Raw genomic sequence first — 16,337 nt, forward strand, 5'->3', positions numbered from 1 at the left:
GAAGTTTAATGAGCAACAACAACGATTCACATGATTTAACCCAACAAACTACTGGTAGAGCAGGTCAAATAGGAAAAGAAGCTGGTAAACAACTTGGCAAAAAAGCAGTGCGAAAACTTATGCAAAAAGCAGTTAAAGCAGGTGCTAAGATTGCTTTGAAATTAGCTGTAGGAACACTTAAAGCTATTGTAACAGCAGTCGGGGCATTCCTCGCTGTTATTGGAGGAAAAGTACTTATTGTAGCAGCTATCGTTATAGCTATAGTTGCTGTAATTATTGCTGCAATCCCTTTTTCTGATTGGTTTCTTGGGGGAGGAGAACGAAGCGAAGCACAAGTTCAAGCTGATGCGGAGTATGAACAACGTTTTAAAGACAAAGCTGATGCTAGCGTTGCTGAACTAGATAATATAGAAGCAGACTCTGGATGGATAGAAAACTTCAAAACATATGTTAAACCAAGTTGGGGTATACCTGCTGCATTAGCTCGATATGAAATTATTAAGTCGAACGAACCTAGCATTGAAATAGATTACCCTGATGTTGATGATATGTTTAATGAATTAGAACCAACGTTTTTTTACGAAACTGTCGATGATGACCAAGAAACTAGAAGGACAGTTTTGACATGCACTTGGGAAGAAGAGCACGAAACAACCGTAAATACTTATAGCATATCAACGAGAACGACTGTTGAGGAATGTACAGTAACATATATCGAAGTTAATTTAATAACTGGACAACCGTGGCAAGGGGAATGGCCTTATATCCCTGATGTAATACCTGTAGAGGATTGTGAAGTTAATGCAAATAGAAGTGGGACAAGTGTTCACTCTGTAGACTATAACCCGGACCTACCTGTATCACCGAATTATAGACTCATCAGCCAAAACGAATTCAACAGAAGTTATGGATTCGATAGAGTCACTATTGAACGTAGTAAAATAGTCGGAACAACTACCGAAACTGAAACAGAAGAGGTTACTGAATCTACCGAAGAAACAGAAACATTCACTAGACCATCAAGAAGTGTTTTGAGTAGGGTGGAAACGCCTTATGGAGATGCAGATGTTCCTCATTTAACTCGATTTTATCCCGACGGAGATATAGATTTCGATCCTGATTCGTGGGAGGTTTATGATGAAAGAGAATTCCGAGATGGCGATAAGGATTGTCACGAAATCATTTACAGACAATATGAACACACGACTGTAGATGATAGAGGAGTACCTCGTCTTGAAATTGACCCTGAGAGACTAAAGGATATATTTTTATCAAAGGGTGTTCATGAGGGAGATATAGAGATGATTTTCGAGTTTGCTCGCGCTGCTGATTCTAACTTCTATGCCGATCAATTTATAGGGGCTGGTAATGCCACGTTCGGAAATGGATGGTATCGCTTTGATGGTGAACTAGTTGATGGATGGGTATGGCCAGTAGGAAATGACCGTAGAGTTACATCAGAATTTGGTTGGCGAGAACAGTTTGGAAGGTATCATAACGGAATTGATTTAGGTGGTAGACAAGCTAATGGTTATCCTATTTTAGCTGCTCGTGATGGCGTTGTTATTCATGCCGGTTGGTCGGACTCTTTTGGAAACTGGCTAATTATTGCGCATGAAGATAACCTTCAAACAAGGTATGCCCATAATCAATTCAATACTGTTAGAGCAGGAGATCAAGTTAGAGCAGGAGATCAAGTCGGTGTACTTGGAACCACAGGACGAAGCACGGGACCCCATCTCCATTTCGAAATTTTAACAAACCCAGAAGGAAGAGATCCATTTAGCGGCTCTAGCAATTTAAACCCTATCAATCCTAGAGTTGTTCTTAATCCAATTCTAGATTCAGAGGAAGAAGAAGGCGGTGATTAAAAATGGAAATATTTCAAGGTGGAGTTACATTAGCTGAACAGGCTGTCCGGTTGGCTCAGTTAATATTTCTACCAGTAATGGGGATTATGTGTTTAACAGGATTGCTATTATTATTGACCGCAGGGAAAAGCCCACGAAGAAAAAGAGCAGGGTACGTCTTTTCTTTAGGTGGAACAATCGGTGCATTTATGGTAGCATACATACCTTTATTAGCTTTTGAGTTTTTCGGAACAGAACCAACAGCAGCGACAGGAGATGAAACGATTTATAGTATTGTAGATTCCTACGGTGGTTTTGGACAAGGTGCATTCACAGCTATACAATATGTCGCCATCCCTCTTGTAGGAACTATATTTTACATTGGTGTATTTGTTCAATTATTAGCTGCTAAAAGCCCCCAACGTAAACGCGTCGGTCTTGGACTTATGATTTTTGCCCCTATAGTTTTGGGGGCAGTTTACATCATTCCACAGCTACTCGAACTTTTGTAGAAGATAATTCTAATAAATTGTGAAAGAGAGTAAGAGGTTATATATCAGCTGATGTTAAAGGAGAAGGTTTTTATGTCAAACCGAATGACTAATGACAGAGAAAGATTTGAATATTGTAGAGAAGAATTAAATCGTCTAGGAGCTAGGTACGGTCTGACACATCCTCTCGTTATCGAGAAAAGCAAACAGCTAGATAAAATGCATAATGAAATTATCAAATCAGGCGAGGAAGTAATAACGACAATAATTAAACAGAGCTCTCCAGCATAATTGGAGGCTCTTTTTTGTTAGGGTAAATTTCTTCCTCTAATTTAATGATTTATAGTATTTTGCTTTTCAAAAAATAAACATACAAATAGTTCATCATAAAGTACTAATTTCCATTATTTTATTGACTTTTTTTATTACATAGAGTAAATTAAGGTCAAAACAAAGAGGTGATTTTATTGAAAAACTTATCACCTGATGAGATTTATGAACTATTCGAGAAGATACATAGCAAGTTAGTGGAAGAGTTCCCTGAAGGGACCGTGAGATTCACTAACTCTAATAAATTAACAACAGCTTATATTCCTCACGAAGCATACATTGAAAGATTAAATGATGTTTGTGGTCCATTTTGGTCATTCGTAAGGAATGGGGAAGCAAAGATCCATAGAAATGAGAAGTTAGTTGAAGTTAGTGGAGTCTTGAGGATATTAGATGCTGAAAGAGATGGAACAGGTTTTCATAAATTTAACGTCAATGAAAAGGGCGACATTATCAACTTAAATTATGCGATTCGCTCTGCTAAATCAGACGCGATTCGTGATGCTTGTGATTTGTTTGGGATGGGTTGGAAGGATCTCCATAAGTTTAGAAAAGGAGAGAAAGTAACTTCTGTGCCTGAGTCATCTATGAGTGGTCGAGAGTGTATAAAGTGTCGAAATCCATTAAGCAATGAAGATATTCAAGAGTTGAAGAAACTCAATGTTGATATTGATTTCTGTAGAAAAGATATACCGCCACATTTTTATAATCATAAAAGATAACCGAAAATACGAGGTGATAGATATGAAAAAAACACTAATCCTTACGTGTTCTTTATGTGCTAATTTTGAACCAAACGCAGGAATTTGTAAGTTAAACGGAGAGAAGAGAAAAGCTTATACATCTAAATACGCTAAGACGTGTTATACAAAAGGTAAGTTTGTAAGATACATGTATATTTTACCTGATAGCTTTAATCATTTTGATCTGAACGAGGAAATTCCAACGAATTGGGACCATGACAAGTCAAAGTTACCAACTGATGACGAAGGAGTTCCTTTATGGGTTAAAACAAATCGCGGGATCGAGAGAGCTATACCTGCTAATGATTCTGTTTTATTAAAAGGTGATCTCCAACTAGGGGTCCCACGCATATTAACGTATCAAGGGCAAAGAGAAGCAATATTTGAGCTTGGTGTTGAAGAAGCTCGTAAAGAAGCTGATGAGCTAGGTGTAGACCTTACTGCTCTACCTGAAGAAAGTGAGGGAGCCTTTGATAACCAGGAACAAAGAGGTGTAATCAAACGAAACACACCGTGGTTAAAAGAAAATCTAGGGGAGGACTGGTAAAGATGACTAATCAGGTTAGCGGAAACATAAATGATACAAGAAGTAATATTATTATGACTCTACTGAAGTTATACAAGTTGTATGAAGCGATGGACCGAGATATAGAACTAGAAAACGAGAAGTACCGTTTATATTTTAGAACGGGTAAGGGGTTATCTATTGAAGGCGCAGCAGGTAGCATTCATGTCAGTGGTTACAATTATGTTAGTGTCACTTTAGGAGAACAAATTACATCTTATAATCATTTGCCGTACCGTTGGCTAAAGGAGTTGCTGAATGAACAACAATGAAACGTGTTATTCGTTCGACCCTAGACTTTAAGGTTCTAAAATCATTATGGCAGTCTGTACATTCTTTTGTTGAGGAAAATAAAGAGGAGTCGGTTTCTTTTGTCTTTGAAAAAAAATCAAGAGCTTTAATTACAGATCCAAAACCACTTCCCATTAAACCAAATCGACGTATCAGCAGAAGGACTAGAAAAGAATTTGAAAAAGAATTCCCAATGATAAGAAGTTCTCTATATTTAAATCCGATACTTATACAGGAACTATTTGACTTATATGATGAAATAGCGAAGTATCAATACGGAGAAGATGAAGAGATAAATATTCACACGCTTGTAACAACTGTCCTTTATTTTATTTGTTATGACAACGGGATTAAGATTGATGATAACTATTTCGATGAAGAGTATTTCAACAGTAAGTACACTTACCAAAAGGACAATGTACTTGAGTCATTAAGAGAATTATCCTCTATATTAAATAAACCTCCAACTCAAAGGGAGTGGAAGGTGTACAGACAACGAGTAAATGGTCCATCTTTATCTTATATAGAAAGTCATTTTGGTTCATTTAATCATGCTAAGGACTTAGCTGGTCTAGAAAAATGTAAGAGTGGAAAAAAACCAAAAAAAAAACAAAAAAAATCTCCGATGTTTAGCATAAACATTAATATGTATTAGAATAAGGTTAAATCAATTAAATATTCTAATAAGTTATTAGTGAAGGAAGCACCGTCACAAATACTCGCAGGGGACACCTGTGTGTCTTTGTAACGGTGCATTTTTAATAAAAAGGGGAGATTTTGTTATGGTAAAAAGATTTATTGGAACAGAGGCTTCAAAATACAGGGTAACAGGGCTATGTCTTATCAAGGAAGAAATTAATACATTCACAGGTGAAACAAGCCCTATTATTGAAAGTCGCATGGGAACCTTTCATAATCCCGTTAATTTTTTACCTTTCTTTCAATACGTTCAACAATCTGTGTAAGTGTAGAATCTAAATGCCAACTTTCCGTATCGCTCATACGAACTAACGTAACGTTATTTAATGTTACCTGAGTTTCATCTTCAAAAATAATAGTGACATGATAAGATACTTCTTCTTCGTTTGCATACATAGGCTCTGAAAGATATACGGAATTTATGGTGTGATTTCTAGTGATTGATTTTGCGTATTCTGCTGCTTTATCACTCATTTCTAAAACATTAATGCCCTGAAAGTCTAAATGTGATTTATCAGGGCGAATATACGAACTTAATAACTCTACCTCTTCATATTGAGCCATTGCGAAAAAAGTCATAATTTGGGTTTCTGGATCATCCGTTTCACCACCACCTCTTTCATGATAATCTCTAACATATGGTTTTAGATTCGGATTTCTCAACCAGTAGGTAATGTTATTCTGTTTACTACTTTCATCAGACAGATCAAACGATCTTATTGATTGCTCAGTAAAATTTTCTTCAAAAATACTAACATCGATTGATTCTGTACTAACAACATCTTCATCGTTGTTACCGAAAAACCAAAACATACCAATAACTAAATAAACAGCTAAAAAACCTAGTATCCATTTTTTCACGATATAAACCTCCTTTAAAATATAAAAAAGCACCAAAAAGACCTATGGCAAAACACAAGGTCAATTCGGTGCTTCCGAAATGCGAGTTGGCGTTTTTTTGTATTGTATTTCTATTATAAATCAAAAAATATGAACTTGCCAATCATTTTAACTAAAGATAACACTGTTTTTAGTAGGAGAAAATATGAATGTGTAGAAAGATATAAAAGAATGATGTATCATTAATAATCGAAACATAAAGTAATAGCTTATAAACTTTAATTTTAAGGACATATTTTTAACACTTTATGCGAATATATTAATGACTTTTAATATAAAAAAGAAAAAAAGTCCTTCTTACAATACTAAAATATAACAACTGAAGAGGGGGGTATTGTGGTGGTGGAAAATGTGGCTTATTTTAGAGATTACGAAAATAATTATGGAAATAAAAAATGGTACATAGAAGAACTTCGACCTAAGATTAAACATTTATTAGAAAATAGCGGATTGTTCTTTGATTTTATGTTTAAGAATAATAATACGTCATTAATATATGCGAGCTATCATGGGGATATCGAACTGATCCGAAAATTAGTTCAAAAAGATGCAAATATACACCACCGAAACGATGAAGGGGATACACCTATCATCGCGGCTGTATTATCAGGAAACGTTAATACAGTTAGAGAACTCATACAACACGGGGCAAATCCTAACGACATGACACAAGGCCTTACATTGCTCATATTAGCATGTTCTGATAAAAACTATGAAATGGTCCAAATGTTACTAGAATCGGGCGCAAATCCAAACTTATATACTATGGGAGGTAATTATACACCTTTACAAGCAGCTGCATTAAATGGTGATAAAAAGATAGTTGAGAAGTTGATAGCATATGGAGCTGATGTCAACTATGTCAGCCCATTAGGGTTATCGGCTGAGATAGTAGCAATAGAGAAAGGTAATTATGAAATTAGCAACTTATTAAATAAAGTAGGTTAAACAATATACATAATAAAAAGGGAGTAGCTTATAAAAAAGCTCTCCCTTTTTATTTGAACTATTGATTAGTAAATTCTCTAAAATAGAAACCTGTATTTTCTTCTGAGAATCTCATAAATCTGTCATGTTGTCCGTCAGCGGTTTGAAAGTGTACTCTGTTACGTTCTTCAATAACCTCTAATTCAAAGTCCGATATATCATAACCAGTAAAACGTGGTGCAAAGTTAGACATTAAATACGGAGTAGGAAACCCGCTAGACATATTGATCTCACCGATCATTTCTTCATCTTCATTGATTAGTCCCAATAAAATAGTAGTTGCTGCTTCCTCAAGATTTGAATTAGCAGGTTCGCTACTGGCGTCACTAGAACCACAACCAGCTAGGATAATAAGAGCGAAAGATGTTACTAAAATTACTTGTAATAGTTTCATAACTATGACCTCCTAAGATGTTTTGTTTATGTCTCCATTATACTATTTATCTATAATAATTCCGAATTTCAATAGGTTAAAGGTATGTTGTGAGGAATATTAAAAGTTTAATAGCTGATGAGAAAACATTTAGAGATGATGAATTCTTCAAGAAAAATGAATTTAACTCTGCTATAGCCAATTTAGAAGAAATTAGAGATGATATCGAACAAAAAACTGAAGATTTAAAGGATATTTTTGCTCAATAACTAAGTGAAATGGACGATAAAATTGGCGATTTCAAACATATTTTTTCATCACTGGACCAATTGATTGAAGAAGCTAATAACTTAGTATCGGCAAGAAAAAAAGTAAATAGGTAAATTGACGTTTACTTAAACCCGGTATTTTTCAATAACAAAGGAGTGAAAAACCCCTCTATAAAAATAAGAGGGGAGAGGTCTTTTATTTATCTAATTCATCATCAGCTTCATACTCGTCTAATGCATCCATTTGCTTTTCCATTTCAGTCATATCCATATTAGTATAAATAGTTGTCGTTTGAATAGAATTATGACCCAATTGACGCATAAGGGATACTTGATCTTTGTTAACTAAATAAAATTTTGTAGCAAATGTATGTCTAAACTTATGCGGTGACATTTTCATCGCAAACGATTTTGTATATTTTCCAACTATATGTTGGACAGCACGAACTGAAAGGGGGGCACATTCCTTTCGATAGTTTGTGACGAATACATATTTTTGACTATCTGGAACTCGGTATCTATCTTTGCGTACCTTTAAATATTGCTTAACGTCATCCAATGAGGATTTCGTTGCCTTTATAACAGACTTATTATTTCCTTTTCTCAGTACTTTCAAAGTGTTGTTTTGAAAGTTAATATCATCTAAGGTTAGCTGGACTAATTCGGAAACCCGGACCCCAGAACCTAAAAATAAGCTAATCATGGCCAAGTCCCTCTCACAGTTTCTTTTATAATGAGAAAGTCCCTGTTTGCTTAGTTTCAGTGGATAGTCTTCAATTAAATAGCGCATGAATTCTTTGTCAGTATTACCCTGAAATATCTTAGCGGCCACCAATGCTGCTTTCTGAGAGTCGTCATTAGTATTACGAATCAAATTAACTTTTGCCAAAACATTACGATAAAAGTAACACTCACCATCTTGATCCTCAGTTTGTGTAGATAGATATTTAAAAAGCGATTTTAAAGAAGAGATATTACGATTGATTGTTTCTTCTGATAATTCCCGATCAACTTCTAATGACTCTATATAAGTTTCCACATCATCTTTCCTTAAGTTACCTAACACTTGATGGGGGATATCTTTTATAGAGGTAGCCTCTGTAATTTTTTGTTCTATAAGCCATTTTAAAAAACGTATAAAATCACGAGAATATTGAGATAGAGTGGAGGGGGACATTTTGTTTTTTTTCTTTACATCAATATACTCTACGACATACCAGGGGAGGAGGGTCTTTAGCTCATTTAGTTTCTTTAAATGGACTGTTCTTTCCCGTGATTTAGCTTCAGCCATATAAACACTCCTGTGTCAAATATTGTTATTTTGCGTGAAATACAATTTTAACGAACAATAGTTCGAATATATCTGCTATTCATATAGGAAAATATCTTTTATATCATAAAAATCATGAAAAATCGTTTTTGCTCCGTTTTTCTTAATAAGTCTATTCAATTCGTAACCATTAACATCGAACCTCTTCTTTATAATACCTTTTGTCATATATCTTTCGTTTGTCGGCAACGTTGTATTGTACTTAGGTAATAATTTAATTAGCAGGTCAATCAACAGAACATCAGCTGTTCCTTCAAAGTCAAAAGAATCTATCGGTAAAATCGAAACATCCGTAAATATCTTATCTCTATGATTGGGTATAGGAGGAAAAGGTTTGATTGTTTTACCGACATACACGACTTCTTCTCCATCCAATAGAAAGTAAATATATTCTCCATCCTGGTATGTAATTTTATTGTTGTTAATTAGTGAAATTACATCCATGTTACAACCTCCTAGATAAAAGGGCGCATTTAATACCTCATTTTATTCCATATATAAAGAATAATTATTACTCATAAATAGCTGCAAATAATTATTAAAGCTGATTTCCGTTAACTGATGTGAATTTGACCATTCATAATATTTTATCTGTTTCATAAAAGCGAAAAACCTTTCATCCTTTAACAAATTCATTATTAATCTAATTTGAGATTTTTTCTTTCTGCTTGTAAAAGAGGGATTTGTAACAATGGTTCTAATAATACCTAAAAGAATATCTGTTGATTCTAAGCCAACTTCTATTCCTTTAGAAGCATATCTGCTATGGGTTATTTTAAAGTTTTCCCCACGATAAATAGCCTGTATATTTAACTGTTTGGGGAGTTGCTCTTTTAATTTAACATTAACTTTTTTGTATTCAGTTGCTTCTTCAATGATAATTTGAGCATTTATATTACTTAATCTTCCATAATTCCTTATTAATCCGTAGACAATACGTTCTGGTAACTTCATGTAGATGGTTGAATCACAAAGATTTTCATCTACATCTTTGAAATTTTTCGATTTTTCTTCGATAATGGATTGATCATAATAAATGACATTCATTTTAACGAATTGATAATGATCTAACATTGTTTTAATTATTTTAGTGATAATTTTTCTTTCTTTGCTGTCACCATCGTAATTCTTCCAGTGAATTTCTTTTTCAGAAATTACGGGTTTTAATTCTTCAAATGTTGGTAAAGAATAAATATTATTAGGAATAGAAAGAGCTCCCATTAAATGTGGCTTGTCTTGGTTTTTACCACTTTCATCAAAAAAGATAGATAAGTCGGCCATAAAATCCCTCTTTACATGGTTTAATAAATGGTGCATAATATAATTACTAATTATATAGTATATAACTATAACTCGTTGCGCCTTAGATCAGCGACGCGTTATGTTCAACGCAAGGGAGTATCTCGTGGAGCCATTGATTATCCGCGCGATACTCTTTTTATTATACCATATGCTTTTGTTAAATGTTCGTTAAATTACAATTTCACGCAAATATATGAAACGTAAAAAAGACAGCTTTACGATGAAAAGCTGCCCCTACTCATCTTTTTTATAGTTGTTATCTATTATTCTCTATGGTTTTAAAATAGTATTTAAGGTTTAATCATCTATTTTTTCGATTTCCTTAATACCTTCTTGTAAAAAGCCTAATAATTTATAAAGAATTTCAATCTCTTCTTGAGAAATCCATACATTACCGGGTTCATCACATTTTTGGTTGTGATATTTATTGAGTAATTCTGACACAACTAAAGTTAGATCACTTAGCTCTACACTTTCACCTCTTTTGATTTTTTCAACTAACTCAAAAGCAAGTTCTTTACGTCGTTTTCTACTAATATTCACTAAAGTCATATACAACATCCTTTCTATCTTAATATTTATTAATTGTTAGTGTAACATTGTTATAATAAAAAACTTAATGCTATCTTTTACGATAACACTAAGCTTTTTCTACAATATTTAATTACATACTTCTTTTAATCTTTTTCCCGCTTTAAATGCAGGTACTTTAGATGCTGCGATTTCAATCTCTTTACCTGTTTGGGGATTACGCCCTTTTCTCGCAGATCGTTCGCGAACCTCAAAGTTTCCGAATCCGATAATTTGTACTGGCTCTCCTTTTTTAAGGGACTCTGTAATTGTTCCAAATACCGCATCTACAGCTGATGTTGCGTCCTTTTTTGTTAAATCCCCTTTTTCTGATACAGCTGCAATAAGTTCTGTCTTGTTCATGAAAACCTCTCCTTTAAACTATGTAAATTTGAACCACAATTTTCTGGTGGTTATATTTAGCATACAATATTTTTCTACTAAACGAAAATCTTGGAGTGATTTAGCGAATATTGTCGAACGGTTTTTCTAAAAATTATAAATTTGTTTATCTAAACATAAAAAAAATGTTATTATTTATGTAAATAAATAAATAACTATTAAGTGGAAGCACCACATTCTTTTACAGGGACTAATCTATGTCCTATTTAAGAATGTGGTTTTTATAGTTTAAGGAGTGATTACTTTGAGGTCTTTTAAACAGAAGTTAATAGCTTTTCTCTCGCTTTTTATGTTAGCCATTCTTTTTAAATCTGTCATATTGAACGAACTCAATATAAAAGGCATCATTGATGAACCTCTAATATACTCTATAATCGGTTTATTGCTCATTCTTTTGGTCGCAATAAAGTTTACGGATCATTTTAGTCGTTCCCTTAAAGAACTAACTTCACAAGTGAATTTAGTGGCTTCTAGTGATAATGAAGTAATTCAAGAGTTTGAAGGCCAATGTGAAATAAGCGAATTATCTCAATCGATCAATGAAACAATCAAAAATAAAGAAAAAATAATCGAAGAAAAATCAAAAGAAATCCAAGAGATAACTCAGTCTTTAAACAGTTTGTATTTAAATACTGTTATATCTTTATCTAGAGCTGTAGACGCCAAAGATAAATACACTGGAAGTCATTCGAGCAATGTTGCGAGATATTCTTATGCAGTGGCTAAGAAATTGGACCTTAACGATGAAGAATCTAGAAATATTTATATTGCGGGTTTATTGCATGATATAGGAAAGATAGCAACACCGGAATCCATTTTAAATAAAGAGAGTAATCTAACAAAAGAGGAATTCGAAAAAATAAAAGAACACCCTGAAGTAGGATATAAAATTGTGCGTGATATTGAGGAATTGAATAAACGAGGGGTTTGCCTTATAGTTCGGCATCACCACGAAAGAATCGATGGCAGAGGTTATCCATCTCGGTTAGAAGGGGAAGATATCCCGATAGGCGCAAGAATTGTAGCAGTTGCAGACGCTTATGATGCCATGACTACCGATCGATCATATCGCGCAGCTTTTACTCACTCACAAGCACTTGAAATTATTAGAAATAATTCAGGAACTCAATTTGATCCAAAAGTTGTTGATGCATTTATAAAAAGTATGGAAACTCAAAACGAAATTATCCCTCCAGAGAAAGTCTTTAAAGTTGCTAATTAAATTCGGGTAATCGGAAAATAGTGTGGAAAGAGGGTTAAAATGAACCCTCTTCCATTACCTTAGTCAGTGTGGAAATGTCAGCTCCATAAACTTCCTCATAGACCCATTTCAAGGTAGGAGGTTTAAGCTGTATGTTTTGCAAATCGTACATTTTATCGAATGTAGTAGATACTTCTTTAAACTTCTTTTTCTTCTTAGTCTTACGATAACCTTGAGTAAAGAGCATTTTAGCCCTGAGAGCTTCAAATGAGTAGCCACGGCCAACATGATTCATTGTCTTAATAAGGCGGTTAAGAGATTCTGTATAGGCGTTTGTGATAGATAAGTTGAAGTAGTTGAATATCTCTTCTTCCCAATTGGTCATTGACTTAATGAGTGTTTCAAAGTATGGCATTAATTCCTTGGGTATCTCAGTAAACCAAGATTGATAGAGTTGGTAGGCTTCATCTATAGATTTGGCATCATAAATGTCAAAAAACTTCTCTTTCAACTCATACCCTTTACCAAGAAGAGGGAAGTTGTCAGTCCATATCTGTAACTTTAGCTGATCGTCAAAGTCATTGAGTTCACTTTTACGTGTAAGGAGCACATAGCGATCCTTTTTAAGTTGCTTACGTTCTTTAGCAGTAATGTTCTCACGGTTCGCTTTTCGTATCTTTTCAAGAGCCTCATTCGCCATTTTAACGACATGGAATTTATCAATAACGATTGTGGCATCTGGAATCACTGTATGAACAGCCCTTCTATATGGGTTCCACATATCCATTGCCACATACTTAATCCGATTACGGTTAGGAAGCTGTGAAAGATAACGAATAACCGTATCTTGGTTTCGGTTTCGAAGCAGATCAATGATGGTCTTGTTTTCAACATCGGTAATAACACATCGGTAGTTTCGAAGAAGATGGACTTCATCGATTCCAAGCCATTTAGGTGCTTTGATGTCTTGCTTTTGTTCTAGGCGGGCTACATAATCTTGAAAGATGTTACGAACTGTTTTTTCATTGACACCGATATCTTCTGCAACGTTTGTAAAAGGCTTTTTGAGACTGGCTTGCTCAATCCATTTAATCAAACGTTTAGTAACTGAGCGACTTTTATCCATATCAGTCAAGACTTCAAAGAACGTTTCGTTACATTCACGACACTTATAACGTTGACGTTTGATCAATATCCCTACACGTTTAGCATGCATTGGCAAGTCAAAGAATAGTTGTTCCTTCTTACCGTGTTTATACAAGTTAGGTACAGTACCACATTTGGGACAATGAGAGGGGAGAGGAGAGATTGTCTCCACAAGAAATCGATAATCATACTCATCTTCTACCATATCGAGAATATTAAGGCTAGGTAGATTTAGCATATTGATTGGCATTATCTTGTTCCTTTCTGGTACATGTTCATTGTTTTGTGAAGGGATAACCCTATTTAACCGAAATAGCCGCATTCTACTTTAAATGCGGCTGCTTTCCAAATAAAATAGTTTATTTTACTCACAAAAAGTCTCGTGTTCTATGGGAGAGGTGTTTTGCGCTTCTCCTGTTGCTTACGCCATCCATAACGTGTTATTCCCTGAGGTTTGTAAACCGATAGGGTCATAATCAGTAGCAATACCACTAATCCTCCACCGGCGTGGAGAAGTCCGCTCCCGCTACTTAGACTACTAAGATCGGTATTAGGGTCTGCGGCTGCATTTGCTAGGAAGTTTACGGTCTGTGTGTACGACAGCAACACTAATGTGGCAAGAACAGTTAGTAGTAGTTTCGCTATAACCCAGTAATGTCGAAACAAGCCCCACGGAGTACCTAGTGCCATAACAAGTCCGGTTAGGAGCGAGGTAAGAGACAATGGGACGAGTGCAAACCATGTAATTGGTTCCATTGCTAGATAGGCACCTCGTACCATCTGATCATCTTGGCTAGTCATAGTGGTGGCAACGAGAGCTAGGTAAGCAATAACCGCACCGATCCATCCGACCGAAGTAGTGATATGAACTATGAGCGCGAACTTTCGGAGGCGAGGTGTCATAACCATTAGTGACTACCTCCAGGCGAATTATGTTCACCGTCGGTCTTTACGTGATCCCTTGGTTCCTCCTGTTTAATAGGTTCTCCACCTTGCATATGGCGAGCAGGACCATGTTCACCACCGTTTATGAACATTTTGATGATAAACACCAAGACCAGAACGATAGCGATGATACCACACACCTTCACCCAACGTGGTGTGCTTGGTGGTTGATCTTCAGCTTCACTGTTGGAGTTGGGTAATTTACTCATTAATATCCCCCTCTTTCTTATAGTTCTGAGCGAAAAAATTCATTATAGCATTGTTTATTAGCATTTTTGCTAATCCATTATAAATAAACAATATAAAAGTTAGGTTCTATATCGATCTGTTCCATTACTCTGGTTTGTTCGGGACGTTTGGGTCTGGCGTAAAGGCTGGAGTATAACCGTAATATCTGACTTCAGATACCATTCCGCCGCTAGCATGATGCAATTCATGGCAGTGGAACATCCAATTGCCCGGATTATCCGCAACAAAAACAATCTCATATGATTCATTTGGCCTGACGTTTAATGTTTCTTTTTTAATCGGGGAACCCGTCACATGTTCTCCGTTTCGTGATATAACATAGAAGAAATGTCCGTGAAGATGCATTGGATGATCAACATCCGTATCATTAACAATGTTGACTTTTACAACATCGCCTTCTTCTACTTCATATATTTCATGGTCTTCATGTGATTCAAAGTCTTTGGTCGTCATTTGCTTATCATTGATCTTAAATGTCTCGCCACCGTCATTCGAACTGAGAATCATATCGAATTCCTTTGTAATCTCTCCTAAATTAAAATCCATTGCAGAGCCGTAGTCCGTAATTTCTAAAAAGGTTTGAATTGAGCCTGCTGTTTCCAATTCATCATCTGCAAAACCCGTATATACTAACGGAATAAGCCCACGTAAATTCTCATTTTCTTCAGCATAGACCTCAATTCCCCATGCCCCCGGTTGATCCATTTGAATTTCAACATCATAACGTTCAGCAGGAGCAATTCGAATCGCCGTATCAGAAATAAGCTCAGGCTCGTTAACTTGTTGCCCATCGTAATGCGTCACTTTAAATTCATGGCCTGGAATATTGATCACTTGTGTGAACAGCCCTGTATTGACAAAACGAAGTTTAATCGTATCATCTTCAGTTACCTCAATGGCTTCAATAGCAGGTGATGTTTTTCCGTTAACAATTAATGTATCATACATCATATTCATCATTTCAGCATGAGATGGGTCATTGGAATCGTCGCCCCTGTTGCTATGATCTCCGTGATCCATGTTACTATGGTCTCCATGATCCATATCTCTGTGGTCCATATTTTCCATACCCATTGATGACCATTCATCAATCATGATCACTTTGTCCAAATCATAATCTGGCTGATCTTTCGGTTCAATAACGAGAGCACCGTATAACCCCATACCTAATTGATTGGCCCCATCTTGATGAGAATGATACCAATAAGTCCCTGGAGTATCCGCCACAAATTCATAGGTGAATGTTTCACCTGGCATAATCGCATTTTGAGTCACTCCCGGCACACCATCCATTTCGTTTGGAACAGGGACTCCGTGTGGATGTAATGCGGTTGGAACATCAAGAGAGTTCGTTAAATTAATAACCACATGGTCCCCTTCTTGAACACGAATTTCTTGTCCAGGTAAACTCCCGTTATAGGTCCATATATCCTCTATTATGTCATTGTTAAACATCCAATGTGTTTTTTTTGCTTCTAAATTAACGACAACTTTACCGTCTGATCTTTCTACTTGTTGCGTTTCGTTTTGTTCCTCAACTTCATTAGTATGATCCATTTGTGAGTGATCCATATCTGAATGATCCATCGTTGAAGTACTGCAACCGGCTAATATAATTATAAATACAGTCAACAATATCATAGGTTTTAGAATCAACTTCATTTATTTTTCTCCTCTCCACCCTATATTGCTGT

At 35.4% G+C, this 16,337-nt stretch carries 21 protein-coding genes; 10 read left to right on the plus strand and 11 right to left on the minus strand.

Annotation, left to right across the window (positions count from 1 at the left end; all coding sequences use genetic code 11):
• The first annotated feature begins 8 nt into the window (after positions 1–8).
• The 7 genes from J2S74_RS14480 (at position 9) to J2S74_RS14510 (ending at position 4,925) form a co-directional block, all read left to right on the plus strand.
• Positions 9–1,871: a M23 family metallopeptidase gene (locus tag J2S74_RS14480; RefSeq protein WP_307326584.1), complete on the plus strand. Its 1,863-nt coding sequence runs from the start codon at positions 9–11 to the stop codon at positions 1,869–1,871.
• Between the two features lie 2 nt (positions 1,872–1,873).
• Positions 1,874–2,362, plus strand: coding sequence for a hypothetical protein (locus tag J2S74_RS14485; protein WP_307326586.1), 489 nt, complete (start codon positions 1,874–1,876; stop codon positions 2,360–2,362).
• A gap of 72 nt (positions 2,363–2,434) precedes the next feature.
• Positions 2,435–2,632 (plus strand): aspartyl-phosphate phosphatase Spo0E family protein, encoded by a 198-nt coding sequence (locus J2S74_RS14490; protein ID WP_307326588.1) that lies wholly within the window; start codon positions 2,435–2,437, stop codon positions 2,630–2,632.
• A gap of 176 nt (positions 2,633–2,808) precedes the next feature.
• Positions 2,809–3,393, plus strand: coding sequence for a hypothetical protein (locus J2S74_RS14495; protein ID WP_307326590.1), 585 nt, complete (start codon positions 2,809–2,811; stop codon positions 3,391–3,393).
• 22 nt (positions 3,394–3,415) lie between these two features.
• Positions 3,416–3,961 carry a hypothetical protein gene (locus J2S74_RS14500; RefSeq protein WP_307326592.1) on the plus strand — a complete coding sequence of 182 codons (546 nt, stop codon included), beginning with the start codon at positions 3,416–3,418 and terminating at the stop codon, positions 3,959–3,961.
• A gap of 2 nt (positions 3,962–3,963) precedes the next feature.
• Entirely contained in the window at positions 3,964–4,251 is a 288-nt protein-coding gene (locus J2S74_RS14505; RefSeq protein ID WP_307326594.1) for a hypothetical protein, read from the plus strand.
• Positions 4,248–4,925: a homing endonuclease associated repeat-containing protein gene (locus J2S74_RS14510; RefSeq protein ID WP_307326596.1), complete on the plus strand. Its 678-nt coding sequence runs from the start codon at positions 4,248–4,250 to the stop codon at positions 4,923–4,925. The genes J2S74_RS14505 and J2S74_RS14510 overlap by 4 nt, the downstream gene beginning before the upstream one ends.
• Positions 4,926–5,191: 266 nt before the next feature.
• Here the strand turns inward: J2S74_RS14510 and J2S74_RS14515 are convergent, their stop codons facing one another.
• Positions 5,192–5,830 carry a hypothetical protein gene (locus J2S74_RS14515; RefSeq protein ID WP_307326598.1) on the minus strand — a complete coding sequence of 213 codons (639 nt, stop codon included), beginning with the start codon at positions 5,828–5,830 and terminating at the stop codon, positions 5,192–5,194.
• Positions 5,831–6,205: 375 nt separating this feature from the next.
• On the opposite strand from J2S74_RS14515, the gene J2S74_RS14520 reads away from it, so the two are divergent.
• The gene (locus tag J2S74_RS14520) at positions 6,206–6,817 is read left to right on the plus strand and encodes an ankyrin repeat domain-containing protein (RefSeq protein ID WP_307326600.1); all 612 of its coding nucleotides are present in this window, start codon (positions 6,206–6,208) and stop codon (positions 6,815–6,817) included.
• A gap of 58 nt (positions 6,818–6,875) precedes the next feature.
• Here the strand turns inward: J2S74_RS14520 and J2S74_RS14525 are convergent, their stop codons facing one another.
• Positions 6,876–7,250 carry a hypothetical protein gene (locus tag J2S74_RS14525; RefSeq protein ID WP_307326602.1) on the minus strand — a complete coding sequence of 125 codons (375 nt, stop codon included), beginning with the start codon at positions 7,248–7,250 and terminating at the stop codon, positions 6,876–6,878.
• An 89-nt stretch (positions 7,251–7,339) separates the two neighbouring features.
• Between J2S74_RS14525 and J2S74_RS14530 the strand changes: the two genes are divergently transcribed.
• The gene (locus tag J2S74_RS14530) at positions 7,340–7,498 is read left to right on the plus strand and encodes a hypothetical protein (protein WP_307326603.1); all 159 of its coding nucleotides are present in this window, start codon (positions 7,340–7,342) and stop codon (positions 7,496–7,498) included.
• 196 nt (positions 7,499–7,694) lie between these two features.
• Here J2S74_RS14530 and xerS read toward each other — a convergent pair whose 3' ends face one another.
• From xerS to hbs, 5 genes are all read right to left on the minus strand, one after another.
• Positions 7,695–8,789 (minus strand): tyrosine recombinase XerS, encoded by a 1,095-nt coding sequence (xerS, locus tag J2S74_RS14535; protein WP_307326605.1) that lies wholly within the window; start codon positions 8,787–8,789, stop codon positions 7,695–7,697.
• Between the two features lie 75 nt (positions 8,790–8,864).
• Positions 8,865–9,272, minus strand: a complete 408-nt coding sequence (locus tag J2S74_RS14540; protein WP_307326607.1) for a hypothetical protein — start codon at positions 9,270–9,272, stop codon at positions 8,865–8,867.
• A 42-nt stretch (positions 9,273–9,314) separates the two neighbouring features.
• Complete coding sequence (locus tag J2S74_RS14545) at positions 9,315–10,109, minus strand: hypothetical protein (protein WP_307326609.1); 795 nt, start codon at positions 10,107–10,109, stop codon at positions 9,315–9,317.
• A 318-nt stretch (positions 10,110–10,427) separates the two neighbouring features.
• Positions 10,428–10,682 (minus strand): hypothetical protein, encoded by a 255-nt coding sequence (locus tag J2S74_RS14550; protein WP_307326611.1) that lies wholly within the window; start codon positions 10,680–10,682, stop codon positions 10,428–10,430.
• A gap of 108 nt (positions 10,683–10,790) precedes the next feature.
• Positions 10,791–11,063, minus strand: a complete 273-nt coding sequence (gene hbs, locus J2S74_RS14555; RefSeq protein WP_307326613.1) for a non-specific DNA-binding protein Hbs — start codon at positions 11,061–11,063, stop codon at positions 10,791–10,793.
• Positions 11,064–11,391: 328 nt separating this feature from the next.
• Here hbs and J2S74_RS14560 point away from each other — a divergent pair, with 328 nt between their 5' ends.
• Entirely contained in the window at positions 11,392–12,324 is a 933-nt protein-coding gene (locus J2S74_RS14560) for an HD-GYP domain-containing protein (protein ID WP_307326615.1), read from the plus strand.
• A gap of 34 nt (positions 12,325–12,358) precedes the next feature.
• On the opposite strand, the gene J2S74_RS14565 is transcribed toward J2S74_RS14560, so the two are convergent.
• From J2S74_RS14565 to J2S74_RS14580, 4 genes are all read right to left on the minus strand, one after another.
• A complete protein-coding gene (locus J2S74_RS14565) occupies positions 12,359–13,699 on the minus strand; it encodes an ISL3 family transposase (protein WP_307326616.1) in 1,341 nt (446 codons plus the stop codon).
• Positions 13,700–13,836: 137 nt separating this feature from the next.
• On the minus strand, positions 13,837–14,250 hold the full coding sequence (locus J2S74_RS14570; RefSeq protein ID WP_307326618.1) for a DUF2269 domain-containing protein: 414 nt from the start codon (positions 14,248–14,250) through the stop codon (positions 13,837–13,839).
• Between the two features lie 107 nt (positions 14,251–14,357).
• Positions 14,358–14,603, minus strand: a complete 246-nt coding sequence (locus tag J2S74_RS14575; protein ID WP_307326620.1) for a hypothetical protein — start codon at positions 14,601–14,603, stop codon at positions 14,358–14,360.
• Positions 14,604–14,727: 124 nt separating this feature from the next.
• Positions 14,728–16,305 carry a multicopper oxidase family protein gene (locus J2S74_RS14580; RefSeq protein WP_307326622.1) on the minus strand — a complete coding sequence of 526 codons (1,578 nt, stop codon included), beginning with the start codon at positions 16,303–16,305 and terminating at the stop codon, positions 14,728–14,730.
• Between the last annotated feature and the right edge of the window lie 32 nt (positions 16,306–16,337).

Origin of the sequence: Evansella vedderi (assembly GCF_030813435.1) — a bacterium.
GTDB lineage: Bacteria > Bacillota > Bacilli > Bacillales > Salisediminibacteriaceae > Evansella > Evansella vedderi.